The sequence below is a fragment of the Amycolatopsis sp. cmx-4-83 genome, assembly GCF_046548815.1.
GTDB lineage: Bacteria > Actinomycetota > Actinomycetes > Mycobacteriales > Pseudonocardiaceae > Amycolatopsis > Amycolatopsis pretoriensis_A.
The window spans coordinates 50,633-74,189 of record NZ_JAEBEF010000026.1 but is presented as its reverse complement, the minus strand read 5'-3'; the positions used below and the strand labels follow the sequence as shown (position 1 = coordinate 74,189).

At 70.9% G+C, this 23,557-nt stretch carries 23 protein-coding genes and 1 pseudogene; 10 read left to right on the top strand and 14 right to left on the bottom strand.

Annotated elements, in window-relative coordinates; all coding sequences use genetic code 11:
* Together ACLJQM_RS48135 and ACLJQM_RS48130 are read left to right on the top strand one after the other, a co-directional pair.
* Nucleotides 1-422, top strand: a pseudogene (locus ACLJQM_RS48135) (Crp/Fnr family transcriptional regulator); the annotation flags it as partial.
* Nucleotides 419-1,429, top strand: coding sequence for a polyprenyl synthetase family protein (locus ACLJQM_RS48130; protein ID WP_360784666.1), 1,011 nt, complete (start codon nucleotides 419-421; stop codon nucleotides 1,427-1,429). The pseudogene ACLJQM_RS48135 and the gene ACLJQM_RS48130, both read left to right, overlap by 4 nt.
* Nucleotides 1,430-2,105: 676 nt before the next feature.
* On the opposite strand, the gene ACLJQM_RS48125 is transcribed toward ACLJQM_RS48130, so the two are convergent.
* Complete coding sequence (locus ACLJQM_RS48125; protein WP_410636672.1) at nucleotides 2,106-3,233, bottom strand: CapA family protein; 1,128 nt, start codon at nucleotides 3,231-3,233, stop codon at nucleotides 2,106-2,108.
* A gap of 368 nt (nucleotides 3,234-3,601) precedes the next feature.
* On the opposite strand from ACLJQM_RS48125, the gene ACLJQM_RS48120 reads away from it, so the two are divergent.
* From ACLJQM_RS48120 to ACLJQM_RS48100, 5 genes are all read left to right on the top strand, one after another.
* A complete protein-coding gene (locus ACLJQM_RS48120) occupies nucleotides 3,602-4,576 on the top strand; it encodes a substrate-binding domain-containing protein (RefSeq protein ID WP_410636671.1) in 975 nt (324 codons plus the stop codon).
* Nucleotides 4,577-4,645: 69 nt separating this feature from the next.
* Entirely contained in the window at nucleotides 4,646-6,184 is a 1,539-nt protein-coding gene (locus ACLJQM_RS48115; protein WP_410636670.1) for a sugar ABC transporter ATP-binding protein, read from the top strand.
* Nucleotides 6,181-7,206: an ABC transporter permease gene (locus tag ACLJQM_RS48110; protein WP_410636669.1), complete on the top strand. Its 1,026-nt coding sequence runs from the start codon at nucleotides 6,181-6,183 to the stop codon at nucleotides 7,204-7,206. Before ACLJQM_RS48115 ends, ACLJQM_RS48110 begins: the two co-directional genes overlap by 4 nt.
* A gap of 15 nt (nucleotides 7,207-7,221) precedes the next feature.
* On the top strand, nucleotides 7,222-7,890 hold the full coding sequence (locus ACLJQM_RS48105) for a FadR/GntR family transcriptional regulator (protein ID WP_410636668.1): 669 nt from the start codon (nucleotides 7,222-7,224) through the stop codon (nucleotides 7,888-7,890).
* 71 nt (nucleotides 7,891-7,961) lie between these two features.
* Nucleotides 7,962-9,041, top strand: coding sequence for a glycoside hydrolase family 88 protein (locus ACLJQM_RS48100; RefSeq protein WP_410636667.1), 1,080 nt, complete (start codon nucleotides 7,962-7,964; stop codon nucleotides 9,039-9,041).
* 2 nt (nucleotides 9,042-9,043) lie between these two features.
* Here the strand turns inward: ACLJQM_RS48100 and ACLJQM_RS48095 are convergent, their stop codons facing one another.
* From ACLJQM_RS48095 to ACLJQM_RS48070, 6 genes are all read right to left on the bottom strand, one after another.
* Nucleotides 9,044-10,348, bottom strand: coding sequence for a DNA polymerase IV (locus ACLJQM_RS48095; RefSeq protein ID WP_410636666.1), 1,305 nt, complete (start codon nucleotides 10,346-10,348; stop codon nucleotides 9,044-9,046).
* Nucleotide 10,349: 1 nt separating this feature from the next.
* Entirely contained in the window at nucleotides 10,350-10,661 is a 312-nt protein-coding gene (locus tag ACLJQM_RS48090; protein WP_410636665.1) for a transcriptional regulator, read from the bottom strand.
* On the bottom strand, nucleotides 10,658-11,278 hold the full coding sequence (locus ACLJQM_RS48085) for a hypothetical protein (RefSeq protein WP_410636664.1): 621 nt from the start codon (nucleotides 11,276-11,278) through the stop codon (nucleotides 10,658-10,660). Before ACLJQM_RS48085 ends, ACLJQM_RS48090 begins: the two co-directional genes overlap by 4 nt.
* Nucleotides 11,279-11,428: 150 nt before the next feature.
* On the bottom strand, nucleotides 11,429-12,160 hold the full coding sequence (locus ACLJQM_RS48080) for an ABC transporter permease (protein WP_247013852.1): 732 nt from the start codon (nucleotides 12,158-12,160) through the stop codon (nucleotides 11,429-11,431).
* A complete protein-coding gene (locus ACLJQM_RS48075; protein ID WP_410636663.1) occupies nucleotides 12,157-13,056 on the bottom strand; it encodes an ABC transporter ATP-binding protein in 900 nt (299 codons plus the stop codon). Before ACLJQM_RS48075 ends, ACLJQM_RS48080 begins: the two co-directional genes overlap by 4 nt.
* A gap of 153 nt (nucleotides 13,057-13,209) precedes the next feature.
* Nucleotides 13,210-14,799, bottom strand: coding sequence for an alpha/beta hydrolase (locus ACLJQM_RS48070; RefSeq protein WP_410636662.1), 1,590 nt, complete (start codon nucleotides 14,797-14,799; stop codon nucleotides 13,210-13,212).
* A 176-nt stretch (nucleotides 14,800-14,975) separates the two neighbouring features.
* On the opposite strand from ACLJQM_RS48070, the gene ACLJQM_RS48065 reads away from it, so the two are divergent.
* Nucleotides 14,976-15,341, top strand: a complete 366-nt coding sequence (locus ACLJQM_RS48065; RefSeq protein ID WP_410636661.1) for a hypothetical protein — start codon at nucleotides 14,976-14,978, stop codon at nucleotides 15,339-15,341.
* Between the two features lie 27 nt (nucleotides 15,342-15,368).
* Here the strand turns inward: ACLJQM_RS48065 and ACLJQM_RS48060 are convergent, their stop codons facing one another.
* The 5 genes from ACLJQM_RS48060 to ACLJQM_RS48040 are packed head-to-tail and all read right to left on the bottom strand — an operon-like array spanning nucleotide 15,369 to nucleotide 20,100.
* Nucleotides 15,369-15,746, bottom strand: coding sequence for an effector-associated constant component EACC1 (locus tag ACLJQM_RS48060; protein WP_410636659.1), 378 nt, complete (start codon nucleotides 15,744-15,746; stop codon nucleotides 15,369-15,371).
* 54 nt (nucleotides 15,747-15,800) lie between these two features.
* Complete coding sequence (locus ACLJQM_RS48055) at nucleotides 15,801-17,519, bottom strand: aminotransferase class V-fold PLP-dependent enzyme (protein WP_247013862.1); 1,719 nt, start codon at nucleotides 17,517-17,519, stop codon at nucleotides 15,801-15,803.
* Nucleotides 17,516-18,283, bottom strand: a complete 768-nt coding sequence (locus ACLJQM_RS48050; RefSeq protein WP_360783179.1) for an amino acid ABC transporter ATP-binding protein — start codon at nucleotides 18,281-18,283, stop codon at nucleotides 17,516-17,518. Before ACLJQM_RS48050 ends, ACLJQM_RS48055 begins: the two co-directional genes overlap by 4 nt.
* Nucleotides 18,276-19,163 (bottom strand): amino acid ABC transporter permease, encoded by an 888-nt coding sequence (locus ACLJQM_RS48045; protein ID WP_360783177.1) that lies wholly within the window; start codon nucleotides 19,161-19,163, stop codon nucleotides 18,276-18,278. Before ACLJQM_RS48045 ends, ACLJQM_RS48050 begins: the two co-directional genes overlap by 8 nt.
* The gene (locus ACLJQM_RS48040; protein ID WP_410636658.1) at nucleotides 19,150-20,100 is read right to left on the bottom strand and encodes an ABC transporter substrate-binding protein; all 951 of its coding nucleotides are present in this window, start codon (nucleotides 20,098-20,100) and stop codon (nucleotides 19,150-19,152) included. The genes ACLJQM_RS48045 and ACLJQM_RS48040 overlap by 14 nt, the downstream gene beginning before the upstream one ends.
* 96 nt (nucleotides 20,101-20,196) lie before the next feature.
* Between ACLJQM_RS48040 and ACLJQM_RS48035 the strand changes: the two genes are divergently transcribed.
* Nucleotides 20,197-21,183, top strand: a complete 987-nt coding sequence (locus ACLJQM_RS48035) for a Gfo/Idh/MocA family protein (RefSeq protein ID WP_410636657.1) — start codon at nucleotides 20,197-20,199, stop codon at nucleotides 21,181-21,183.
* Here the strand turns inward: ACLJQM_RS48035 and ACLJQM_RS48030 are convergent.
* Both ACLJQM_RS48030 and ACLJQM_RS48025 read right to left on the bottom strand, forming a co-directional pair.
* Complete coding sequence (locus tag ACLJQM_RS48030) at nucleotides 21,144-21,725, bottom strand: NADAR family protein (RefSeq protein ID WP_410636656.1); 582 nt, start codon at nucleotides 21,723-21,725, stop codon at nucleotides 21,144-21,146. The genes ACLJQM_RS48035 and ACLJQM_RS48030 overlap by 40 nt on opposite strands.
* Nucleotides 21,726-21,795: 70 nt before the next feature.
* Nucleotides 21,796-23,001 (bottom strand): glycosyl hydrolase family 8, encoded by a 1,206-nt coding sequence (locus ACLJQM_RS48025; protein WP_360783167.1) that lies wholly within the window; start codon nucleotides 22,999-23,001, stop codon nucleotides 21,796-21,798.
* Nucleotides 23,002-23,157: 156 nt separating this feature from the next.
* Here ACLJQM_RS48025 and ACLJQM_RS48020 point away from each other — a divergent pair, with 156 nt between their 5' ends.
* Entirely contained in the window at nucleotides 23,158-23,556 is a 399-nt protein-coding gene (locus ACLJQM_RS48020; protein ID WP_247013875.1) for a TIGR03618 family F420-dependent PPOX class oxidoreductase, read from the top strand.
* Nucleotide 23,557: the final 1 nt, after the last annotated feature.

Below are 23,557 nucleotides of genomic sequence, written 5' to 3'. Positions count from 1 at the left end.
ACATGGACGACCTGCTCTGCCGGCGACGGAAAACGAAATTCTTCCTCGCCCACCCCCGCGCCATCGCCGCCTTCGGACGCGCCTGCACCGCACACCGGGTATATCCCGACATCACAGTCGTGGACGGGAAACGGGTCTGTGCCTGGCGGGGCGTGCCGATCCTGCCCTGCGACAAAATTCCCGTCACCGACACCGGAACCACCTCGATCCTCGCCATGCGCACCGGCGAAGACGACGCCGGAGTCATCGGGTTACGCCCCCAAGAACTCCCCGACGAATACCAGCCCGGCATCAACGTCCGGCTCATGGGAACCAGCGACCGCGCGGTCACCTCATACCTCGTGTCCGCCTATCATTCCGCGGCCGTGCTGGTGCCGGACGCGCTGGGAGTACTGGACGACGTGGAGGTCGGGCGCGCATGACGACCATGGACGCACGCACCGCGGCACGTTCGCTCCCGGACGTGCTCGCGTGGAGCAAGAGCCTCGTCGACCCGGCGCTGCGCACCGCCGCGGAACGCCTGCCGGACATGATGCGGCGGATCGCCGGCTACCACTTCGGCTGGTGGGACGCCCAGGGCGAACCGTCGACCGCGGACGGCGGCAAGGCGCTGCGGCCCGCGCTGGTCCTGCTGTGCGCGGAGGCCGCGGGCGGCGACCCGGTGGACGCGGTGCCCGCGGCCGTCGCGGTCGAGCTGGTGCACAACTTTTCGTTGCTGCACGACGACGTCATGGACGGCGACACCACCCGCCGCCACCGCGCGACGGCGTGGACGGTGTTCGGCACCGGCGCCGCGGTGCTCGCCGGGGACGCGTTGCTGAGCCTGGCGTTCGAGGAGCTGACCCCCGATGGCGCGAAAGTGGTGTCCCAGGGCGTGCTCGAACTGCTGGAAGGCCAAGCCGCCGACCTGGACTTCGAGCAGCGCGACGACGTGACGCCGCCGGAGTGCGTCCGGATGGCGACGGGCAAGACGGCGGCCCTGATCGGCGCGGCCTGCGAGCTCGGCGCCATGCACGGCAACCGCCCGCCGGCCCGGTTCGGCGAGTTCGGCCGGTCGGTGGGCTTGGCGTTCCAGCACGTCGACGACCTGCTCGGCATCTGGGGCGACCCCGCCGAGACGGGCAAATCGGTGTACTCGGACCTGCAGAGCCGCAAGAAGTCCCTCCCGGTGGTGACGGCGCTGTCGTCGGGCACCGAGGCGGGCGCGGAGCTGGCGACGCTCTACGAGGGCACGGACCCGCTGGACGAGGCGGAGCTTTCCCGCGCGGCCGCGTTGGTGGATCTCGCGGGCGGCCGCCAGTGGAGCCAGGCCCAGGCGTCGGCGCTGGTGGCGAAGGGACTGCGCGAACTGGCGTCGGTCAACCCGGTCCCGCGCCCGGCGGCGGAACTGGCCGCACTGGCCCGGCTGATCACGACCCGCACGCACTGAAGCGGGGACGGCTCGCGCGCGGGGCAGGCGCGCGTTCGGGGAAACACGTGCGGTCGGCGCGGCCGCACGTGTGAGCCTGAAGAGACGGCCGGCTCGCCCGCGGGCAGGCGGACGAGCGGCATCCGTGGCCGGCGGGGCACCCCGCCGGCCACACGCGTGATTGGCGCGGCCGCGCGGCCGGCCACGCGAGTGATCGGCAGCCGCCCGCAATCGCCGCCGAGCCACACGAGTGATCGACAGCCGCCCGCAATCGCCGCCGAGCCAGGCGCGTGATCGGCAGCCGCCCGCAATCGCCCGCCGGACCACGCGCCTGATCGGCAGCCGCCCGCAATCGCCGCCGAGCCACGCGCGTGATCGGCAGCCGCGCGCAAATCGCCCGCCGGGCCACGCGCGTGATCAGCAGCCGCCCGCAAATCGCCGCCGGGCACGCGCGTGATCAGCGCGCCCGCACGCGGCCGACAGAGCAGCCCGGATTGCCTCGGGCGCGAGTTCGGCAGTCAGCCCCCCACAGCCGGCGGTGCAAACCCAGCCAAGCCAAGTCCGAACTCGCGACCGCTCGGCCATGCACGCATGATCGGCACGACCGCGCGAGGCCGGCGGACCAGCCCCGGCCGCGAGTCCGGCGCGCCAGCCCAAGCCCAGCCGGCGGTGCGAACCGACCCGGCTCGGCGCCGCTCTACTTGCCCGGGCGGGTCAGGCCGTCCTTGTCCGCGCCCAGGCTCAAGATGTTCTTGTCCGTGTCCCCCAAAGCCTTCGTGACCGGCCCGGACTTCTCCGAAGTCGACAAGTCGACCAGCCTGATCGGCGCGTCCAGCTTGATCAACGTGGGCACGTACTCCGCCTTGTCGACCTTCCACCGCTCGCCGTCCCGCACGAAGCGGAACCGCGCCGCCGCGCCTTCCTCCGTGTCGCCGCGGGGTTCCGAGTGGCGGGCGACGCTGTTGCCCAGCCCGTAGGCCACCCACTTGCCGCCGAGCTTCTCGAACGGCTGGACCACGTGGGCGTGGTGGCCGATGATCAGGTCGACGTCGTCCGACGCCAGGATCTTCTTCGCCTGCGAGCGCTGCTCCGCCGTCGGCTCGTGCTGGTACTCCACGCCCCAGTGCAGGCTCGCGATCACGACCTGCGCCCCCGCCTCGCGGGCCTTGCGGGCCGCCGACAGGACGTCGTCGACGTCGATCTGGTTGGCCAGCCACGGTTTGCCGGCCGGGACCTTGATGCCGTTGAACCCGAAGGCGTACGACACCTGCGCCACCTTGACGCCGTGGACGTCCATGACCAGCGGTTTCGCCGCCTCCGCCGCCGACCGGGCCGAGCCCGTGTGCTTGATGCCGACGGCGTCGAGCTTGTCCAGCGTGCGCGAGACGCCGGCCGCGCCCTGGTCGATCGTGTGGTTGGACGACGTGGAGCACGTGTCGTAGCCGGTGTCCTTGAGCGCGTCCGCGATCTCCGGCGGCGCGCTGAACGACGGGTACCCGCTGTACGGCCCGCCTTCCGGCGCGAGCGGCGTCTCGAGGTGGCAGATCCCGAGGTCGGCACCGGAGATCAGCGGCTTGACCCCGGCCAGCAGCGGGCGGTAGTCGATCTTGCCGCTGCCGTCGGCCTCGGCCTGCTCGGTCAGCGCCGGGTGGATCAGGACGTCACCGGTCGCGACGACGCTGAACGACCCGTCGGGGGCCGCCGCCGAAGACGAGGCCGTCTCCGGGAACGGGGTCGGCGCCGGGCCGGACTGCTGCGGCGTGCCGCTGCACCCGGCCACCAGGACGGCGACCCCGGCGAGCGCGGCGACGCGGTGCTTCGTCATCGGTCCCCCTCCTGACGTGGTCCGGCCATCCTGCCAGCCGGGCGAACCCGGCAGAGAGGGCATCCCGGTCATCCAAACTCCCACCACAGTCGACAACACCGATCAGAACATTCGCACAGGACAAAACTGGACAACGCGCAGCCCAGCGGGGAAAAAATACGATAAATGACCCTGACGTGTGCCACGATGCAACTACGGAGAGTAGGTCTCGCTCCGCTAACTGCGGCTTGACGCTCCACGAACGGGTGTTTTGTAATACCAGTCACTCGGAAGTAACCGAGCCGCAACACTCGTCCCCGGTCCCATGGGAGCACTCGATGTCCACATACCCGCACAGGTCTCGCACCTGGAGCGTTGTTGGTTGTTGTTTGATTTCCGGCGTCCTGATGGCCTCGTGCTCCTCCGGCAAAGACACGGCGGCACCGCAACAGCAGGCTCCGGCCACCGGCAAGATCACGCTGTACTACCTGCAGAAGCAGGGTGACCAGCAGTACTTCGTCGAGCAGGCGCAGGGGGCCCAGGAGAAGGCCAAAGAGCTCGGCGTCGAGCTCAAGGTGGTCAACCTCGGCCAGGACGCCAACAAGGCGATCACCGAACTCGACGCCGCGGTCGCCCAAGGCGCCAACGGCGTCGCCATCGTCGTCCCGGACCAGGCCATCGGCCCGCAGGTGATCGACAAGGCGAAGAGCGCGGGCATCCCGATCATCGCCTCCGACGACGTCATCAAGGACGGCACCGGCGCGAAGGCCGCGTTCGTCGGCTTCAACGGCAGCCAGATGGGCGACTCGGTCGGCACCGAGGCCGGGAAGCTGTTCAAGGCCGCCGGCTGGACCGCCGCCGACACCAAGATCATCAGTGCCTACAAGCAGGACCTGAGCGTCTGCACCGACCGCGTCAACGCCGCCAAGGCCGCGTTCCAGAAGTCGGGCGACCCGGGCGTCCAGGTGATCGACGTCGGCACCGACAACTCCCCCGTCGACGCGCAGAACCGCTCCGGCGCGGTGATCGGCTCCAACCCGGGCGTCAAGCACTGGGTCGTCTGGGGCTGCAACGACGAGAACGAAACCGGCGTCGTGACCGCGCTGGCCAACTCGGGCGTGCAGGCGGGCAACATCATCGGCGTCGGGCTCGGCGCGTACCTCACCTGCAAGGACTGGGCCGCGGGCAAGGACACCGGCAACAAGTCCGCGCTCTACATCTCCGGCGCCGAGGTCGGCCGCTCGGCGATCCAGGTGCTCGTCGACAAGGTGAAGAACGGCAAGGAGCTGCCCGCGGAGACGATCGCGAAGACCACGATCGTCAACAAGGACAACTACAAGCAAGCCGGCGTCAACTGCACCTGACCGACCCCTCCCCGACCCGGCACTTTCACGTGAAAGTGCCGGGTCGGGTCCACCGCTCGAAGGGCGACCATGTCCTCCTCTTCACCCGCGCTCGCCGTCGAGGGCATCGGCAAGCGCTTCTCCGGGGTCACCGCCCTCGACGACGTCTCGCTGGAGATCCGCTCCGGCGAGGTCCTCGCGCTGATGGGCGAGAACGGCGCCGGGAAGTCGACGCTGCTGCGCGTCCTCTCCGGCGACCAAGGCCCCGACGACGGGCGCCTGCTGCTGGACGACACCGAGGTCGCGTTCGACACCCCGCGCGCGGCGATGGCCGCCGGGGTCCGCGTGATCTACCAGGAACCCGAGATCATCCCGCACGTTTCCGTCGCGGAGAACGTCTTCGTCGGCGAGCTCCCCGCCAAGGTCCGGGTCTTCAACCGCCGCACGCTCCTGAAGGCGACGCAGGACGCGCTCGCCGAGTACGGCTTCGAAGGCGTCCTCAACCCGGCCACGCTCGGCGTCGCGCTGTCGGCCGCCCAGCGGCAGATCGTCGAGATCCTGCGCGTGCTCACCGCGGCCACCCCGCCGAAGGTGATCGCCTTCGACGAGCCGACATCGTCGCTCTCGGAGCACGAGGTCGAGGCGCTGTTCCGGCTGATCGGGCGGTTGCGCGACAGCGGCGTCGCGGTCGTCTACGTCTCGCACCGGATGAAGGAGATCTTCCAGCTCGCCGACCGCGTCGCGGTGCTGCGCGACGGGAAGCTCGTCGGCGTCCAGCAGGTTTCGGAGACCGACGAGCCCGGCCTGGTCCGGATGATGATCGGCCGCGACCTCTCGGCGCTGGAACGCCGCGTCACCCAGGACACCGGCGACGTCGTGCTGAAGCTCGACGACGTCACGACCGACGACGTCACCGGCATCTCGCTGCGGGTCCGCGCGGGCGAGGTCGTCTGCCTCGCCGGCCTGGTCGGAGCGGGGCGCTCGGAGCTGGCCCGCGCGATCGTCGGCGACCTGCCGATCCGCTCGGGCACCGTCGAGCTCGACGGCAAGCGGCTGCGCGCGCACAACCCGGGTGACGCCGTCAAAGCCGGCATCGGCTTCGCGCCCGAAGAGCGCAAGACGGACGCGTTGCTCATGCAGCGGTCCGTCCGCGACAACATCTCCATCTCGGTCCTGGACCGGCTTCGCCGCTTCCGCGTCGTGAAACGGGCGAAGGAACGCGCGCTAGTCGAGGAGTACATCAACGAGCTTCGCGTGCGCACGCCGTCGATGGAGCAGGAAGTCCGCAAGCTTTCCGGCGGCAACCAGCAGAAGGCCGTCCTCGCGCGCTGGCTGGCGCGGCGGCCGAAGCTGCTGATCCTCGACGAGCCGACGCGCGGCGTCGACGTCGGCGCGAAGGCCGAGATCTACCGGATCATCGACGGCCTCGCCGCGGAAGGCATCGCGCTGCTGGTCATCTCCTCCGACCTGCCCGAGGTGCTGACGCTGGCCGACCGCATCCTCGTCATGCGGGCCGGGCGGCTGGCGGGCGAGCTCAGCCGTGCCGACGCGACCGAGGAAGCCGTGCTGACCCTCGCCATCCCCGAAACCGAACCGGCAGTAGAAGAGCAGCAGGAGATCGGCGCATGAGTACCCCCACCAAGGAAACGACGGCCCCGGCCGCACCTGCGCAGCCGAGCGCTGCGCGCCGGGTGCTGACCGGCATCGGCGTGCAGAACTCGAGCCTGATCATCACGCTGATCGCGTTGATCGTCCTGCTGAGCATCCTGAACGACAACTTCCTGCGCACCAACAACCTGCTGCTGATCGGCAGCGCGATCACCATCATGGGACTGCTCGCCCTGGTCCAGACGCTGGTGATCATCCTGGGCGCGCTGGACATCTCGGTCGGCTCGATGGCCGGGCTCGCGTCGGTCATCTCCGCGATGGTGTTCACCTCGACCGGCAGCGCCGGGGTCGGCATCCTCGCCGCGATCGGCGTCGGCATCGTCTGCGGCCTGATCAACGGCATGATCATCATCTTCGGCCGGGTCAACCCGGTCGTCGCGACGCTGGCCATGCTCGCCACCTACAAGGGGGTCGCGCAGGTCATCTCGGACGGCAAGTCGCAGGGCTACACCGGCGGCGACGACCTGTTCATCTTCCTGGCCAAGGGGTCCGTGCTCGGCCTGCCGTCGCTGGTGTGGGTGTTCCTGATCGTCGCGGCGCTGCTGCACTTCCTGCTCAAGTACACCGACATCGGCCGCAACGTCTACGCCATCGGCGGCAACGACACCGCGGCGCGGCTGGCCGGCATCAACATCAACCGGTACATCATCGGCGTGTACGCACTCGCCGGCGTGGTCGCGGCGGTCGCGGGCATCCTGATCACCGCGCGCACCGGTTCGGGCCAGCCGGTGTCCGGGTCCGAGGGCCTGGAACTGCAGGCCGTCACCGGCGCCGCGCTCGGCGGGACGATGCTCAAGGGCGGCCGCGGCTCGATCATCTCCACCGTGCTCGCGGTGATCATCCTGGGCGTGCTCGACAACGGCATGTCCGGGCTGGGCATCAACCCGTTCTGGCAGAACGTCGCCCACGGCGCCCTGCTGGTGATCGCGGTCGTGCTGCAGCAACTGCGCAGCGGGGAGCGTCGCGTCGGCCTGCCCGAGTAGCGCGGGCGGACGGCGGTGAGCGGTCCACGGAGCCTGCACGCGCGCATCGTCGACGAACTGGGCAGGCTCATCGTCGAAGGCGTCCTCGGGGACGGGCAGCCGCTCGTCCCCGAGGAGCTCGGGCGCCGGTTTTCGGCGTCGAGGACGGTGGTGCGCGAGGCACTACGGGTCCTGGAGTCCAAGGGCATGGTGACGGCGCGGCCGCGGGTCGGCACGTGGACGCTGCCGCCCGACGCGTGGGACGCGATCGACCCGGACGTCATCGCCTGGCGCGTCAACGGTCCCGACCGCCCGCGGCACCTGCGGGAGCTGCTCGAGCTGCGGCTGGCGATCGAGCCCCAGGCGGCGCGGATGGCGGCGCGGCACCGGCGGCCGGACGAGCTCTCGGCGATGGCGGCGGCCTACGAGCTGATGGCGGACGCGGTCGAGCGGTCCGACGCGGAAGCGTTCGGCGAGGCCGATTCCCGGTTCCACGCGGCGCTGATCCGCGCGTCGGGGAACGCGCTCATCGCGCAGCTGCAGATCCCGGTCGTGGCGGCGTTGCGGGCGCACGGCGAGCCGATGGAGCTCGTCGCGCATTCCCGCGTGCTGACGCTGGTGCTGGCGAAGAACGCCGACGGCGCCGAGTCCGCGTCGCGCCGGTTGCTGGAAACCGTTGCGCCGTACCGCTCACCGGCACCTTGACACGTCCAGCGGGAAGCGCTTCACTCGCTGCGGATGACCGCCGCCATGACCTGCTTGAGGAGGACGCTCCCATGCGTTTCCGGGGTATTCGTGGCTTCGGCGTGCTCGCGGCCGCGGCCGTGGCGGGGAGCCTGCTGACGGCTCCCGTCGCCACCGCCGCCGTTTCCTGCGCCGTTTCGGACGAAATGGTCGCCGCGGGCAACTACTGGGCCGCGAACGGGACGAACCCCGATCCGGCCGACTGGCAGAACGCGACGTTCCACGTCGGCAACCTGGCACTGGTCCGGACCACCGGCCAGTCCAACCACAAGACGTACCCGTGGGCGCAGGCCAACGGCTACCAGCTGCCGGCCGACCCGAAGCGGCCGTTCTTCCCGGACGACCAGGCCGCCGGCGAGGCGTACCTGGACCTCTACACGTACTTCCACCCGGAGATCCCGCTCGACTCGATCCGCACCCGGATCCAGGCCGAAGTGGCGTCGGTGCGGGCGGGCCACCGCGACTACTGGAACTATGTAGACGCGCTGAACATGGCGATGCCGTCGTTCGCCCGGATGAGCCTGATCGACCACGATCCGTCCTATTTGGACGCCATGGACAGCTTGTTCCGGTCGGCGGAGCACAAGCTGTTCAACGAGTTCACCGGGTTGTGGTACCGCGACGAGCGCTTCAAGGGCTCGGGCGTGTTCTGGTCGCGCGGCAACGGCTGGGCGCTGGCGGCGCTGACGAAGGTGCTGCAGGTCCTGCCGGCCGACGACGCACGCCGTCCGGAATACCTGCGGGTGTACCGGAAGATGGCGGCCACGCTGGCTTTGACGCAACGCCGCGACGGCTTCTGGAACTCGGACCTGCTGAACCCGTGGGACCATGGCGGCCCGGAGACGAGCGGCACGGCGTTCTTCACCTTCGGCATCGGCTGGGGCATCACCGCGGGCGTCCTCGACGCGGCTCGCTACCGCCCGGTGGTCGACAAGGCGTGGACGGCGTTGTCGACGAAGGCCCTGCAGGCGGACGGCAAGGTCGGCTACGTCCAGCCGGTGGGCGACCGCCCGGCGAAGGCTCACGCGGCCGACACCGCGGCTTACGGCGTCGGCGCGTTCCTGCTGGCCGGCCAGGAAATCGCGAAGCTGCAAGGCTGCTCGGCCGAGTAGACCTACTTCAGGCAGTCCCCGGGTTCGCCACGGCGCAGGGCCGGGTCGGACTGGGGGAAGGTGCGGGCCACGCCGGGGCCGGACGACCGGTGCTCGAAGCGGACCGTCACGCGGCCGTGGCCCGCGCCCTGGACCCAGCCCGTGCCGAACTCCTCGTGGACCACGTCGTCGCCCTGCCGCCACTCCGAAGGCGCGGAGGGAGCCGGTGCCGACACCACCGTCGACGTCGAGGGCGCCGCCGGGGTCGCCAACGTGAACAGCGCGTCCTGGTGCGGTACCGAAAGGCCGCTGTAGGCCACCCCCGCCAGGCGGATGCCGCCGAACTCCGCCGGGTCCAGCAGCAGGCGCTCCGCCGTCGCGGCCAGCTCGGCCAGGTCGTCGGTCGGGGCCGAGATCGTCTCCGAGCGGGTCACCGTGTGCATGTCGGTGTGCCGCAGCTTGATCACGACCGTCCGCGCCACGCGCTCGGCCTTGAGCAGCCGCTGGTGCGCGCCGACGGCGATGCGCCGGACCTCCGCCTTCAAGGAGGCCAGGTCCTTGATGTCGGTGTCGAACGTCGTTTCGGCGCTGACCTGCTTGGTCTCGGCGCGCCCGGCCACCGGGCGGTCGTCGGCGCCGGTCGCGAGGCGGCGCAGGTCGCGGCCGACCACGCCGCCGAGCGTGGCGACGGCGTCCTGTTCGGACAGTGCCGCCAGCTGCCCGAGCGTCTGGACGCCGATGAACCGCAGCTTGCCCTCCGCGACCGGGCCGATCCCCCACAGCGCGCGCACCGGCAGCGGCGCCAGGAACTCCCGCTCGGTGCCCTGCGGCACGACCAGCAGGCCGTCCGGTTTGGCCTCGTCGGACGCGATCTTCGCGATCTGCTTGCCGTTGCCCGCGCCGATCGACGCCACCAGGCCGGTTTCCGCGCGGATCGCCGCCCGCAACGACTCGCAGAACTCCGTGACGGCGGCCGGCGAAGCACCGACGAGCGACGGCGGTTCGGCGAAAGCTTCGTCGAGCGAGATCTTCTCCAGCACCGGCGCCACCGCGGAGACGACGGCGAACACGTCCTGGCTGAGCCGCTCGTAGACGCGGAACCGCGGCGGCACGATGACGCCGTTCGCCGGCAGCAGCCGCCGCGCCTGGGCCATCGGCATCGCCGACTTGATGCCGAACGCGCGGGACTCGTAGCTGGCACCGGCGACGACCCCGCGGGGGCCGAGGCCGCCGACGAGCACCGGGCGCCCGGCCAGCGTCGGGCGGGTGAGCTGCTCGGCCGAGGCGTAGAAGGCGTCCAGGTCGAGGTGGATCACCCAGCGGGCCACGTCAGTCCCCGCCGGTGGCGTCCAGCAGCTGGTGGAGCGCCTGGGTGTAGCTCTCGAACGCGGCCCGCCCGCGGCCGGTCAGCCGGACCAGCGTGACCGGCGTGCGGTGTTCGAACGCCTTGGTGATCTCGACGTACTCGGCGTCCTCGAGCTTGCGCAGGTGCGTCGAGAGGTTGCCGGCCGTCATGTCCAGCAGCTGCTGCAGCCGCGGGAAGGTGATCTGGTCGCCGGAGCGCAGGCCGGCGAGCGCGACGGTGACCCGCAGCCGGGCCTGGGCGTGGATGACGGGGTCGAGCTGGGGGAGTTCGCTCATCGGCGCTTCTCGCGGACGAAGTACACGATCGAGGCGAGCAGGAACCCGCCACCGCCGCACACCGTGAGCACGAGGAAGTTGTGCGGGTAGCCCACGAGCACGCTCAGCGCCGCCGACACGATCACCCACGCGCCGAGGCCGTACATCAGCTTGTCCTGCCAGACCATGCCGCCCGCCAGGTACATCACGCCGGTGATCAGCAGCCAGGTGCCCGACCACAGCAGCGACACCTGGTCGGCCGAGAGCACCTGGAACTGCGTGATCCGGATGTCGACGACCATCAGCCCGATCGAGGCGAGCGCCCAGCCGTAGCCGTACATCGCGCCGACCGTGCGGGACGGCCCGCGGATGCCGCGCCCGGTGCGGATGCTGGCGTACGTCGTGTAGGCCATGGCGCAGACGAACAGCACGGGGACGACGATGGCGCCGGCGACCCAGCCGGGCACCGCCACCCAGGACCGCGTGGTGAGGTAGGTGAACCCCCAGCCGACGATCCAGGCGAAGGCCCAGGCCGCGAGCATCCGCGCCGGGCCCCCGCCGAATTCGCGCTGGTTCCGCCGGGACTGCTGAGCGATCAGGTTCAGCGACTCCTCGGCCGACATCGGCTCGTCTTCCACCCGGTCCGCCCTCCTCCCGTACGTTGCACGGAAGCTACTGTGCCATTCGTTGCCGATCCGGCCACAGCCACGGCCGAATCGGCCCGTGCCAACGGGCACGTACCGCTCGGGGGGGGGTGGCCTGCTTCTGGCCGGATTGACAACACGCACTCAGAGCCTGGCCGTGTCCAGCCGGAAGCGGCGCACGACCACCAGTGCCGGGAGCACGAGCCACCCCGCCAGCACGAGCACCGCGACCCACGTCCCGGACGCGTGCGTCAGCGGGTCGAGGCCGACCCGGCGCAGCCAGTACGTCGGCACGAAGTGCGCCACCGTCGCCATCCAGCCGGGCAGGATCTCCAGCGGAATCCACAGGCCGCCGAGCATGCCGAGCGGCATCATCAGCGCGCCGGTGACCGCGCCGACCGTGTCGCCCTTGCCGAACAGGCCGATGGCCAGGCCGAGGACGGCGAACGGGAGCGTGGCCGCCCACAGGAACACCAGCTGGCGGCCCCATTCGGCGGCGGTGAGCGGTTCGCCGCGCAGGAAGCCGACGAAGAAGATCGCCAGCAGCACCGGCAGGGCGACGGCCATCGCCGACGCGACCTTGACGGCGAGGTAGCCGGGCCCGCGCATCGGCGTCAGGCGGAGCTGGCGCTGCCAGCCGTCCGTGCGTTCCTGCGCCACCCGGGTGCCGGTGAACAGGGCGCCGCCGCTGGCGCCGTACGCGGCCATGCCGATCATCGTCTGCGTGCTCGAGTGCAGGCCGTTGTCCAGGACGTAGTCGCCGAAGATGGCCCCGAAGAGCAGGTACATGGCCACCGGCATGCCGATGGTGAAGATCGTGAACTGCGGGCTGCGGACGATCCGCTTGATCTCGAGGGTCAGGTAGGTGGTGTTCACGCGGCGGCCTCCTCGGCGGTGAGCGCCAGGAAAGCCTCTTCGAGGCCCAGCGCGGTGATCTCGATGTCGGACGCCAGCGGGTGCGCGGCGAGCAGGGCGCGGATGGCGGCGTCGGAGTCGGCGCAGGCCAGCTCGGCGCGGCCCGCGCGCAGCTGGACGCTGGTGACGCCGGGAAGCACGGCCAAGCCGGCTTCGGTGGCCTCGGGCACGACGGCCTTGAGCACGCGGCCGGACACCGCGGCCCGGACCTCGGCGACCGGGCCGTCGGCGACGACGGCGCCGTGGCGCATCAGCACCACGCGGTCGGCGTAGTCCTCGGCCTCGGCCAGGTAGTGCGTCGCGAACAGCACGGTCCGGCCGGTCGCGGCGAACTCGCGGATGGCCGCCCAGAACGCGCGCCTGCCGTCGACGTCCATCGCGGCGGTCGGCTCGTCGAGCACGAGCAGCTGCGGGTCGCCGGCCAGCGCGAGCGCGAACCGGACGCGCTGCCGTTCGCCGCCGGAAAGCTTGCCGCAGCGGCGTTTGACGAGGTCCGTCAGGCCGGCGCGGGCGAGCACCTCGGCCGCGGGCAGCGGCTTCTCGTGCGTGGAGACGACCAGGTCGACGATCTCGCCGACCGTGACGTCCGGCAGCAGCGCGCCGTTCTGCATCATCGCGCCGACCAGCCCCCGGTCGACGGCTTCGCGCGGGCTGCCACCCGCGACGATCACCTCCCCCGCGTCCGGCCTGGTCAGCCCGAGCAGCATGTCGACGGTGGTCGACTTGCCCGCGCCGTTCGGCCCGAGCAGCGCGACGACCTTGCCGCGCGCGACCTCGACGGTCACGCCGCCGACCGCCGTGACCCGGCCGAACCTCTTGGTGAGGCTGTTGAGTGCGAACGCCGGTCCCCCAGTCATGGCGTCCTCCTTTCGTGGACTTTGCGTTTCAAACCTGACCCGCACTTTGTAACACAAAGTTCACGTGCCTTCAAAGCCCCCGGCGCCGGAAAGCACGAAAAACGGGGTGCCGGGCACTGTGCCCGACACCCCGTTTTTCCGGATTTTCGCAGGTCAGCCGGTGAACCGTCCGGCGACCAAGCCCTGCGTCGCCGCGACATCGGCCTTGGCCGCGGTCGGCGCCGGCGGCGTCGGCTGCGGCAGCGGGGCGCACTCGACGTCGGCCGTGCGGCCCGGCTTGCGGGCCGGGAGCGCGCCCGTCGCCAGGTAGTCGGCGATCTTGGTGTCGACGCACGCGTTGCCGCGCGGGGTGATCGCGTGGCTGGTGCCGCCCGGCTCCGAGATCAGCGAAGCGCCCGGGAAGCGGCTGCGGACCTCGAGGCTGCCCTCGAACGGCGTCGCCGCGTCGAGCGTCTCGTCGATCATCAGGACGCTCTGCACGCCGCGGCCGTCGATCTTGGCCGGCTTCCCGGCCTTCGCCGGCCAGTACAGGCAGGGCGCGTTGAACCAGGCGTTCTGCCAGGTGAAGTACGGCGCCTTGGTGAAGGTCCGCCAGTTGTCGCGCTTCCACTGGTTCCAGCTCTGCGGCCACTGGACGTCGGTGCACTGGACGGCGAGGTAGACCGCGTAGCCGTTGTCGTCGCCGCGGCCGCCGAAGGCCTCGAACAGCGTCTTCCAGTTCTGCCAGTCACCGTTGTTGACGAACCGGGACAGCGCGTCGCCCAGCAGCGTCCACCGCAGCTGGTAGTAGCTGGCCTGCTGGATGACGTCGAGGATCTCGTCCGGGCCGATCACGCCGCCGGCCGGGGTGAACTGCGCCTTGAGCAGCTGCTCGTTGACCACGCGCTGCACCGCGGACTGCGTCTTGCCGAGGTGGTAGACGTCGTCGTGCTGGGCGAGCCAGCCGAACCAGATGAGGATGTTCTTGTCGAACGCGACGTCCTGGTTGAGGTTGTCGCCGTACCAGACGCCCCGCGGGTCGACGGTCGAGTCGAGCACCATGCGGCGGACGTTCTGCGGGTACAGCGAGCCGTACACCTGGCCGAGGTAGGTGCCGTAGGAGTAGCCGTAGAAGTTCAGCTGCTTCTGGCCGAGCGCCTTCCGGATCGAGTCCATGTCCTGGACCGTGTCCGTCGTCTTCATGTTCTCGAGGAGGGCCTTGGAGTTGTTCTTCGCGCAGGCCTCGGCGTACCCCTTGGAGCGGTCCAGCCAGGTCTTCTCCAGCTGCGGGGTGAACGGCACGTACTGGGGACGGTTGTAGTCCATGTAGTTCGGGTCGCAGCTCAGCGCGGGCTTGCTGGAACCGACGCCGCGCGGGTCGAAGCCGACCCAGTCGTAGGCGTCCCCGGCGTGGTTGGGCACGCGCGGCCCGCGGGTGGCCAGCAGCAGGCCGGACCCGCCGGGCCCGCCCGGGTTGGTGAGCATGACGCCCTGGTACTGCGCGTCGGCGACCTTGTGCTTGACACGGCTGACGGCGAGCTGCACCTGCTCCCCGGCCGGCTTCCGGTAGTCGAGCGGCACCCCCAGGAACCCGCACTCGGCCCCGGCGGCGACGAGCGTCGGATCGGTGCACGCACCCCAGGCGATCGACGCTTCCTTCGCCGGCGCGGCGTTCGCGGCGTTCGCGGCGTTCGCGGCCGGCGCGGCCACGAGCGCGGACGCCACCGCGGCGGCCGCGACCACGGCGAAAACGGTACGTCTCACTGTTTTCTCCCTTTCCCCTGCGACTTCGGGCGGGTGAACCCTAGTCCCGCCCGCGCTTTTCGGGCAGGGCCTGAAGGGCAGGGCCCTACTAAAGGTGGGAATCGGATGCGCCGGGCGTGCTGGACACCGTACGGTCAGGAAAGTCCTTTGTGGAGTGACACCGGGAGGTGCGTCGCGTGATCAGCCCGGACGCCGTGGTCCGCGACTTCGCCGCCGGCGCGCCGGACCGGGAGTCCGCCGCGTGGATCCGCGCCGTGACGTGGTCGGTGTCGGACGACGACGGCGCGTACCGGGTGCTGGTGACCGCCGCCGACGGGAGCGCCTTCGGCTTCGCGGCCCGCCGTGAGAGCCCGGCGCTCACGGTGTGCGACCTGGCGGACCGGTTCCAGGACTTCGTGGCCGACAACCTGCGGATCGGGCTCCCGGCGGTCCCCGGCACCGCGCGCCCGGCGACGCCGGCCGTGGTCGGCGGCGAGGCGTGCTGGACCGACGCCAAGACCGGCTGGCGCTGCCGGATCGGCGACCACCCCGGGAAACCGTGACCGCGGCGGCCCTCACCTCGGCCGCGGCTAGGCATGGCGCCGGACGAAGGCGTCGATCAGCTCCTGCCGCTCCGCCGACGTCGCCCGCTCCAGCTCCACCGTGTCGCCGTCGATCGTCACCTTGATGCGGTGCTTGCCCGCCTGGCGGGCAAGCCACTCCTTCAGCGTCTCCACCAGCCCCGGGAACACGCCGCCGGCCGCGCTGAACGCCACCACCAGCGAGCCGATCGTCACCGGGTCCGCCGCCTTCGCGCCCGGTGGGAGCTCGCCGGGCGCGGCCCGCAGGTCCACGTCCAGCTCGCCCAGCTCGGCGCGCAGCCGGCGGGCGAGCCGGTCGAGTTCCTCCTCGTCGGCGCCGCCCTCCGCTTCCAGCCGCACCAGCGCCCGGGTGTCCGGTTCGGTCATGCGCGCCATGGTGCGCCCCGGGGAACCGCGGAAACAAGGTCCGTTCGGGCAGCGTCAGGCGCGGATTTCGTTGAGGTAGTTGTAGATCGTGTAGCGCGTGACGTCGAGCCGCCCGGCCAGGTGGTCCACCGCGTCCTTGATGAGGAAATAACCGGCCTCGTCGAGTTCGCGCACCACCGCCGCCTTGTGCCGCTTCTTCATCAGGTCCACCGGGATGCCGGCCTTGGTGACCGCCCGGTCGACGAGGAACCGCTGCAGGCTGTCGACGTCCGGTGGGAAAGTCTCCGGCTCGCCGTTGCCGCCGGCCGAAGCCGACGCGTCGACGCTGTTGACGCACAGGCAGCCGACCGCCACCCCGTCGGCGTCGCGCAGGAACAGCGTCGACGAGCGGATCGGCCGCCCGTCCGGGCCGTGCGTGCGGTAGTTCGTCAGGTCCTGCGTGGTGCCGCGGCGGACCAGGCCGAGCAGCAGGTCGGTCATCGGGCCGCCGACGCTGCGGCCGGTCAGGTCACCCGCGATCGCGACGATCGAGTCCGGCAGCCGGCTCAGGTCGTGCAGCAGCACCTCGTTGCCCGGCCCGAGCATCGCCGCCAGCCCCGGGATCGCCGGCACCAGCGCGGTGAGCACCTCGTGCGTGGTCGCGCCCGCGGCCGGCACGACCAGGGGCTCCCGCGGCGCCGTCAACGTCTCCAGCGCGGACCGCAGCAGGTCCGCCGCGGCCGCCGGCGTCGACGCGTGCGGCGACAACCGGACGTGCTCGGGCCGCACGGTCGCCGCTATCCCGGCGTTGGCCAGCGCCGCGCCGACCTGCTCGGCGGGGTGGCCGGGCAGCGTGAACGCGAGGATCCCGGCCCGCCGGTCCACCGCCGACACCACCTCGGCGCCGCACGAGGCCAGCACCTCCTCGAACGAGGTGATCCGCTCGGCGATCCGCGCCGCGATGGCGGCCACCCCGGCGTCCTCGACCAGCTCGAGCGCCTCGGCGAACGCGCCGGAGGTGATCGGGCTGAGGTTGGAGATCGACCAAGCCTGCGCGGTGCCGTCGGGCGCGTGGATCTCGTCGTCGAACAGGCCGGGGTCGCGCGCGCCGGTCCAGCCGGACAGCACGGGGTCCATCCGCTCCAGCGCGTTGTCGCTCAGCACCGCGAAGCCGGTGCCCCAGCCCGCGCGCAGCCACTTCTGCCCGCCGACGACCAGCACGTCGGCGACCTCCCACGGCGCCTCGATCACGCCGAAGCCCTGGATGCCGTCGACGACCAGCAACCGGTCGCCGACGACGTCGCGCAGCGCGGCCAGGTCGGCGCGGAAACCGGTCCGGAAGTCGACCGCGGAGACGCTGACCGTGGTGATCTCCGGCGTCAAGGCTTCCGCGACCCGCTCCGGCGTCACGTAACCGCTGGTCAGCCGGCGCACGCGCAGCCGGCCGGCCTGCTCGGCGCGGGCCCACGGGTAGGTGTTGGCCGGGAACTCCGACGCCGACACCAGCACCTCGCCCGAGCTGTGGAACGCGGCCTGGAACAACCCGAGACTCGTGTGGGGCAGCAGCACGGTGTGGTCGGTGTCCGAACCGGACAGCCGCGCGGCGGCGGCCTTGGCGCGGACCTCCTGCCGCATCAGCTCGTCCACAGTGGACGGACCGGCCGTGGTGGCCTGGTCGAGCAGCGCCGCCGTCGTGTCGAGCACCGCGTGCGACGGCGGGCCGAAGCGGGCGAAGTCGAGGTAGCCGGCGGGCTCGTCGAACTGGAGCAGGTACCGGGGCGAAATCCGCGTCACGCGAGGATCCTCGCCAGGAACTGCCGGGTGCGTTCGTGCTTCGGCGCGCTCAGCACCTCCGACGGCGGCCCGGTCTCGACGACGGCGCCGTCGGCCAGGAACACCACCTCGTCGGCGGCCTCCGCGGCGAAGCTCATCTCGTGCGTCACGACGACCATCGTCATCCCCTCCCCCGCCAACGTACTCATCACTTCCAGCACCTCGCCGACCAGCTCCGGGTCCAGCGCCGACGTCGGCTCGTCGAACAGCATCAGCTTCGGTTTCATCGCCAGCGACCGCGCGATCGCCACCCGCTGCTGCTGCCCGCCGGACAGCTGCGCCGGGTAGGCGTCACCGCGGTGCCCGAGCCCGACGCGGTCGAGCAGCTCGAGCCCCTGCTTCCGGGCGTCGTCCGGCTTGAGGCCGAGCACCCGGATCGGGCCCTCGACGACGTTCTCCAGCGCGGTCCGGTGGGCGAAGAGGTTGAACCGCTGGAACACCATGCCGATGTCCCGGCGCTGGCGGGCGACGTCGCGCTCGCGCAGTTCGTACAGCTTCCCGCCGCGCTGCCGGAACCCGATCGGCTCCCCGTCGACCCAGATCTGGCCGGCGTCGATCGTCTCCAGGTGGTTGATGCAGCGCAGGAACGTGCTCTTCCCGGCGCCGGACGGCCCGAGCAGGCAGACGACCTGTCCCTTGTGGACTTCGAGGTCGATGCCGCCGAGGACTTCGGTGTGACCGTAGGACTTCTTGACGCCGACGGCGCGCAGCAGCGGCTCAGACACGGGCACTCCTCACCAGCGGCACGCCGCGCAACGCCTTGCCGGCGCGGGACAGGGGCCCGCGGTCCAGCCGGTCGGAAGCGCCGAACGAGCGTTCCAGGTAGTGCTGGCCGACGCCGGCGACGGTCACCACGACCATGTACCAGACGGCCGCGGCCAGCAGCGTCTCCATCACCAGCAGGTTGTTGGACGAGATGTTGTTGGCCGCGTGGATCAGCTCGGTCACGCCGATCACCGACGCCATCGACGTGCCCTTGAGCATGTTGATGAAGTCGTTGCCGGTCGGCGGGATGATCACGCGCATGGCTTGGGGCAGCACGACCCGGCGCAGCGTGGCGGCCGGCGTCATGCCGATCGACTTCGCCGCCTCGGTCTGCCCGCTGTCGACGCTGTTCAGGCCCGCCCGCACGATTTCGGCCATGTACGCGCTTTCGTTGAGCGCCAGGCCGAGGAACGCGGCGGTGAACGCGCTGATCAGCACGTTCGTCTGCTCGTGGACCAGGAACGGGATGTCGATGACCGGGAAGACGAGCGCCAGGTTGTACCAGAGCAGGATCTGCAGCAGCACCGGCAGGCCGCGGAAGATCCAGATGTACCCGGCGGCGAACCACCGGGCGACCGGGTTGGCGCTGCGGCGCAGCAGGGCGATGACGATGCCGAGCACGATCGCGACGGCCTGGGACAGCACCGCCAGCACGACGGTGTTGAGCAGGCCGGTCGCCATCACCTTGTAGAAGACGAAGTCCGGGACCTGGTTCCACTCGATCTGCGCGTTGCCGAGCGCGATGCCCAGCAGCACGAGCAGCGCGAGGATGATCGCGGCGGCGACCCAGCGGCCCCAGTGCCGGAGCCGGACGATGGGCAGTGGCTCAGGACCCGCCATTGACCGCGGCCTCCTTGATCGCGCCCTGCTCGACACCCCACGCCTGCAGGATCTTGCCGTAGGTGCCGTCGGCAATGAGGGCCTGCAGCGCCTTCTGCACGGACTCGCGCAGCGGCGCGTTCGCCTTGGTGACGCCGATGCCGTACGGCCCGCCCTCGATCGGCTCGCCCGGGACGACCTCGAAGAACTTGCCCTCGCCCGCGGTGCGCGAGATGTAGACGGCGCTGGGCAGGTCGTTGAGGATCGCGGCGACGCGGCCGGTGCGCAGCTGGTTCTGGTTCTGGTTGTCGCTGTCGGTCGCGGTGACGTTCACCGCGGGCTTGCCCGCCGACGTGCACTTGGCGCTCTGCGCCTCGGCGAACTTCTGGTGGCTGGTGCCCTGCACGACGGCGACGTTCTTGCCGCACAGGGCGTCCGGGCCGGTGATGCCGTCCGGGTTGCCCTTGCGGGTCATGATCGTGATGCCCGAGGTGAAGTAGTCGACGAAGTCGATCTGCGCCTGACGGGCCTTGGTGTCGTTCATGCCGGCCATCGTCAGGTCGATGCGGCCGGACTGGAGGCTGGTGATCAGCGAGCCGAACGCCATGTCCTGGTGGGTCACGGTGACGCCGAGCTTGGCGGCGACCGCCTTGGCGAGGTCGACCTCGTAGCCGATCGGGGTCTTGCCGTCGGCGGCGTAGAAGTTGTTGGGCGCGGACTGCAGGTTCGACGCCAGGTGCAGCACGCCCGCCTGCTTGACGTTGTCCGGCAGGGCGGCGTTGAGCTGCGCGTCCTTCTGCACGCCCTGGACGATCGCGGCGGTGTCCGGGATGCCGGACGCGGGCGCGCCGGCGGCTTGCGACGTCCCGCCCGCGCCGTCCGGGCCCCCACCGCAGGCGGTCACCAGGACGGCCAGGCTCGCGAGCAACACCGCCTGCGCGGCACGTGAACGGGACATAGCGGACCTCCACTGTTCGGCTGGCCGGAACGGTACAACTCTTTGTTGAAGAGGTCAACTGGCTGTTGAAATCTGGTCCGGTGCTAACTTGCGCGGATGAGCCTGCGGATCGGCATCCTGGGTGCGGCCCGAATCGCCCCCACCGCCCTGGTCAAGCCCGCTTCTTGGCACTCCTCGGTCACGGTCGGCGCCGTCGCGGCGCGTTCGCTCGAGCGCGCGCAAGCGTTTGCGGCCCGCCACGGGATCCCGCGGGCGCACGGGTCGTACGAGGACCTGCTGGCCGATCCGGACATCGACGCCGTCTACAACCCGCTCCCCAACGGCCTGCACGGCCGGTGGACGCGGGCGGCGCTGGAGGCGGGCAAGCACGTGCTGTGCGAGAAGCCGTTCACGGCGAACGCGGCGGAGGCCCGGGAGATCGCTTCGCTGGCTTCTTCGTCGGACCGCGTCGTGATGGAGGCGTTCCACTACCGCTACCACCCGCTGGCGCTGCGGGTCGAGGAGATCGTGGCGTCCGGCGAGCTGGGCGAGCTGGCGCGCGTCGAGACGGCGGTGTGCTTCCCGCTGCCGAAGTTCTCGGACATCCGCTACGACTACGCGCTGGCGGGCGGCGCGACGATGGACGCGGGCTGCTACGCGGTCCACATGGCCCGGATCTTCGGCGGCGGCGAGACCCCGTCGGTGGTCTCGGCTTCGGCTCGCCTGCGGTCCCCGCGGGTCGACCGGGCGATGACGGCGGAGCTGCGCTTCCCGTCGGGTCACACGGGCCGGGTGACGTGCTCGATGTGGTCGTCGTCGGTGCTTCGGATCAGCGCGAAGGTGACGGGCTCACACGGCTCGATCAGTGTGCTCAACCCGCTGATGCCCCAGGCGTACCACCGGGTGTCGATCAAGGTGGACGGCGCCCGCCGCACGGAGAAGTTCCCGCGCCGGGCCACGTACGCGTATCAGCTGGACGCGTTCGCGGCCGCGGTGCTGGAGGGTGCGCCGGTGAAGACGTCGGCGGCGGACGCGGTGGAGACGATGACGGTGCTCGACGAGATCTACCGCGCGGCCGGGCTGCCGCTGCGCGAACCGAGCTGAGCCCGGACGTCGGCGAGGGCGAAGCCGAGCAGGTTGAGCCCCCGCCAGGCCCGCGGCTTTTCGGCCCGCGGGTCGTCCGCCGCCAGGCCGATCCCCCAGACCCGGTCGACCGGGCTCGCCTCGACGAGCACCCGCTCGCCGGTCCCGGCCAGGTAGTCCCCGAGTTCCGGGTGCTGCGCGAACTTGGCGGCGTTGCCCGCCACCACGATTTCCCGGCGGTGGGCGACCCAAGCCGCTTCGTCGAACCGGCGCACCTGGCGGCCGAAGTCCTTGGCCTGCTTCGGGTGCACCGCGGTCAGCACCCGCGCGGCCACCTCCTCGTCGCCGAAGAGCAGCGCCTTGCGCCACATCATGTAGTGCTCGGCGGTGGCGAACCGGACGTCGTCGAGCACGAACGGCGCCGGCCACCACTGGCTGAAGCACCCGGAGCCGACTCCGCCGCCGCGAGGCGGGCGATGGCCCCAGAAGCAGAGGTACTTGAACCGCTTCCCCGCGTCGAGGGCGCGGGTCAGCTCCTCGACGCTGCGCGGCTGGCTGCTCATGGCGCCAGTTTCACGCACGAACCGGCCGCTCCGCACCCGAAATTCGGGGCGGAGCGGCCGGCGCGTCGGCTCAAGCTGCCACGTAGTTGCCGCTCAGGATGAGCAGGACCTGGATCGTGATGCCCGTGCCGTAGTAGTCCGTCGCGTCCGGGGACCACGACGAGACCGCCGTCCACAGCTTGTCCAGCCACGCCTGGCTGCCCGGGTCCGCCATCGCCGCCACCGCGAACGGCGCCGTGAAGCACGGGTGCTGACCGCTTTCGGTCTTCGAGCCCGACAGCGAGTAGCCGCTCTGGATCTTCGCCGGGTCGCTGCCCGTGGCGGACTTGATCCACGTCGTCATCTTGCGGACCTGCGCGGCCGCGGCGCTGTTCGGGGCCGTGATCGCGTCGACGCCGAGGCGCCACGGGTCACGGCAGGCGTTCCAGCTGTACTTGCCGTCGTACGGGCCTTCCAGGAACTCCGCCGGCGCCGGCTTCGGGGTCGAGTTCGTGTTGACCACGAAGTCCGGCAGCAGGCCCGTGTTCGGCGCGTACTGCGACTGCAACTGGCTCACCGCGGTCTCCGACCGGGTCCGGACCGACGTCCAGAAGCTGTCGCCGGTGGCCGTGGCGAACGCCCGCAGGTGCCCGGGCATCCAGTCCGACGAGCGCGAGCTGTTCTTGTACTCCGCGTCGTTGCCCCAGTCGCCGAGCAGCGTGAACTTCGTGGACCCGTTGACCTCGCTCTTCTTGATCGCGTTGATGATCCGGACGGCCTCGGCCTTGTAGTTGACCGAGCCCGTGCTGCCCCACTTCTTGTCCGCGATCAGCAGGCCGTAGGCGATTTCGAGGTCGCCGTCGGTCGCGGAGTCGCTGCCGTTGACGCTCTTGCAGTTCGAGTCCTGCTCGGCCGCGTGCAGGTCCTTGTTGTTGACCGACGGGTGCGCCTTCACGAACTTCAGGATCCCGTCGACGATCGAGCGCGCCTGCGTGTCCTTGTCCGCCATCATCGCCGAGATCGTCAGGCCGTAGCCCTCGCCCTCGGCGACGAACGAGTGGTCGGCGTCCTTCGACAGCACGGCGTAGGTGCCGCTGCCGCACTTGGTCGTGAGGAAGTTCTTCTTCCAGAAGTCGTAGTACTTCTGCAGCGCGGCATCCTGGGTGGCCTGCGAGACGGACGGCCGCAGCGTGCCCGGCACGTACGGGGTGCCCGCCGCGGACGCGGTCGTCGGCACGCTCAGCAGCCCGGCGGCCAGCGCGGCCGAAGCCACCACCGCCCGGACGATCTTCTTCATCGCTCCTCCGTAAAGACATCGTTGGCTGCGGCGAGGGCGATGTGAGCGTGACAGAAGGTTCAAGACCCGGTCAAGACTGTTAGGAAACTTTCCTTACTATGACCGTGAGTGGTCTCACCAGGACCCCGGCCACCCGGACGGACTAGCGTGGGTCCCATGAAGCTCGACGACCGCGGCCCCGACTTCCGCACGTTCTGGACCGAACGCCGGCTGGCCACCCTCACCACGGTCCGGCCCGACGGCACGCCGCATGTCGTCGCGGTCGGCGTCACCGTGGACTTCGACGCCGGTCTCGCCCGCGTGATCACGTTCGCCTCCTCGGTCAAGGCGCGGCTGATCCGGGCCGCGGGCGCCGACGGCGTCCCCGTCGCGGCCTGCCAGCTGGACGGCCCGAAGTGGTCCACTTTGGAGGGTCGAGCCGTGCTGCGCGACGACCCGGAGTCGGTGCGCGACGCGGAAAACCGCTACGCCGCCCGCTACCGCCAGCCCAAGCCCAACCCCCAGCGGGTGGTCCTGGAGATAGCCGTCACCCGGGTACTCGGTAACGTCTCGTGAC

Coding starts and splice junctions, on each gene's coding strand:
- ACLJQM_RS48130 (WP_360784666.1), top strand. CDS start 419: ATGACGACCATGGACGCACGCACCGCGGCACGTTCGCTCCCGGACGTG.
- ACLJQM_RS48125 (WP_410636672.1), bottom strand. CDS start 3,233: ATGACGAAGCACCGCGTCGCCGCGCTCGCCGGGGTCGCCGTCCTGGTG.
- ACLJQM_RS48115 (WP_410636670.1), top strand. CDS start 4,646: ATGTCCTCCTCTTCACCCGCGCTCGCCGTCGAGGGCATCGGCAAGCGC.
- ACLJQM_RS48110 (WP_410636669.1), top strand. CDS start 6,181: ATGAGTACCCCCACCAAGGAAACGACGGCCCCGGCCGCACCTGCGCAG.
- ACLJQM_RS48100 (WP_410636667.1), top strand. CDS start 7,962: ATGCGTTTCCGGGGTATTCGTGGCTTCGGCGTGCTCGCGGCCGCGGCC.
- ACLJQM_RS48090 (WP_410636665.1), bottom strand. CDS start 10,661: ATGAGCGAACTCCCCCAGCTCGACCCCGTCATCCACGCCCAGGCCCGG.
- ACLJQM_RS48075 (WP_410636663.1), bottom strand. CDS start 13,056: ATGACTGGGGGACCGGCGTTCGCACTCAACAGCCTCACCAAGAGGTTC.
- ACLJQM_RS48060 (WP_410636659.1), bottom strand. CDS start 15,746: ATGACCGAACCGGACACCCGGGCGCTGGTGCGGCTGGAAGCGGAGGGC.
- ACLJQM_RS48045 (WP_360783177.1), bottom strand. CDS start 19,163: ATGGCGGGTCCTGAGCCACTGCCCATCGTCCGGCTCCGGCACTGGGGC.
- ACLJQM_RS48040 (WP_410636658.1), bottom strand. CDS start 20,100: ATGTCCCGTTCACGTGCCGCGCAGGCGGTGTTGCTCGCGAGCCTGGCC.
- ACLJQM_RS48035 (WP_410636657.1), top strand. CDS start 20,197: ATGAGCCTGCGGATCGGCATCCTGGGTGCGGCCCGAATCGCCCCCACC.
- ACLJQM_RS48030 (WP_410636656.1), bottom strand. CDS start 21,725: ATGAGCAGCCAGCCGCGCAGCGTCGAGGAGCTGACCCGCGCCCTCGAC.
- ACLJQM_RS48025 (WP_360783167.1), bottom strand. CDS start 23,001: ATGAAGAAGATCGTCCGGGCGGTGGTGGCTTCGGCCGCGCTGGCCGCC.
- ACLJQM_RS48020 (WP_247013875.1), top strand. CDS start 23,158: ATGAAGCTCGACGACCGCGGCCCCGACTTCCGCACGTTCTGGACCGAA.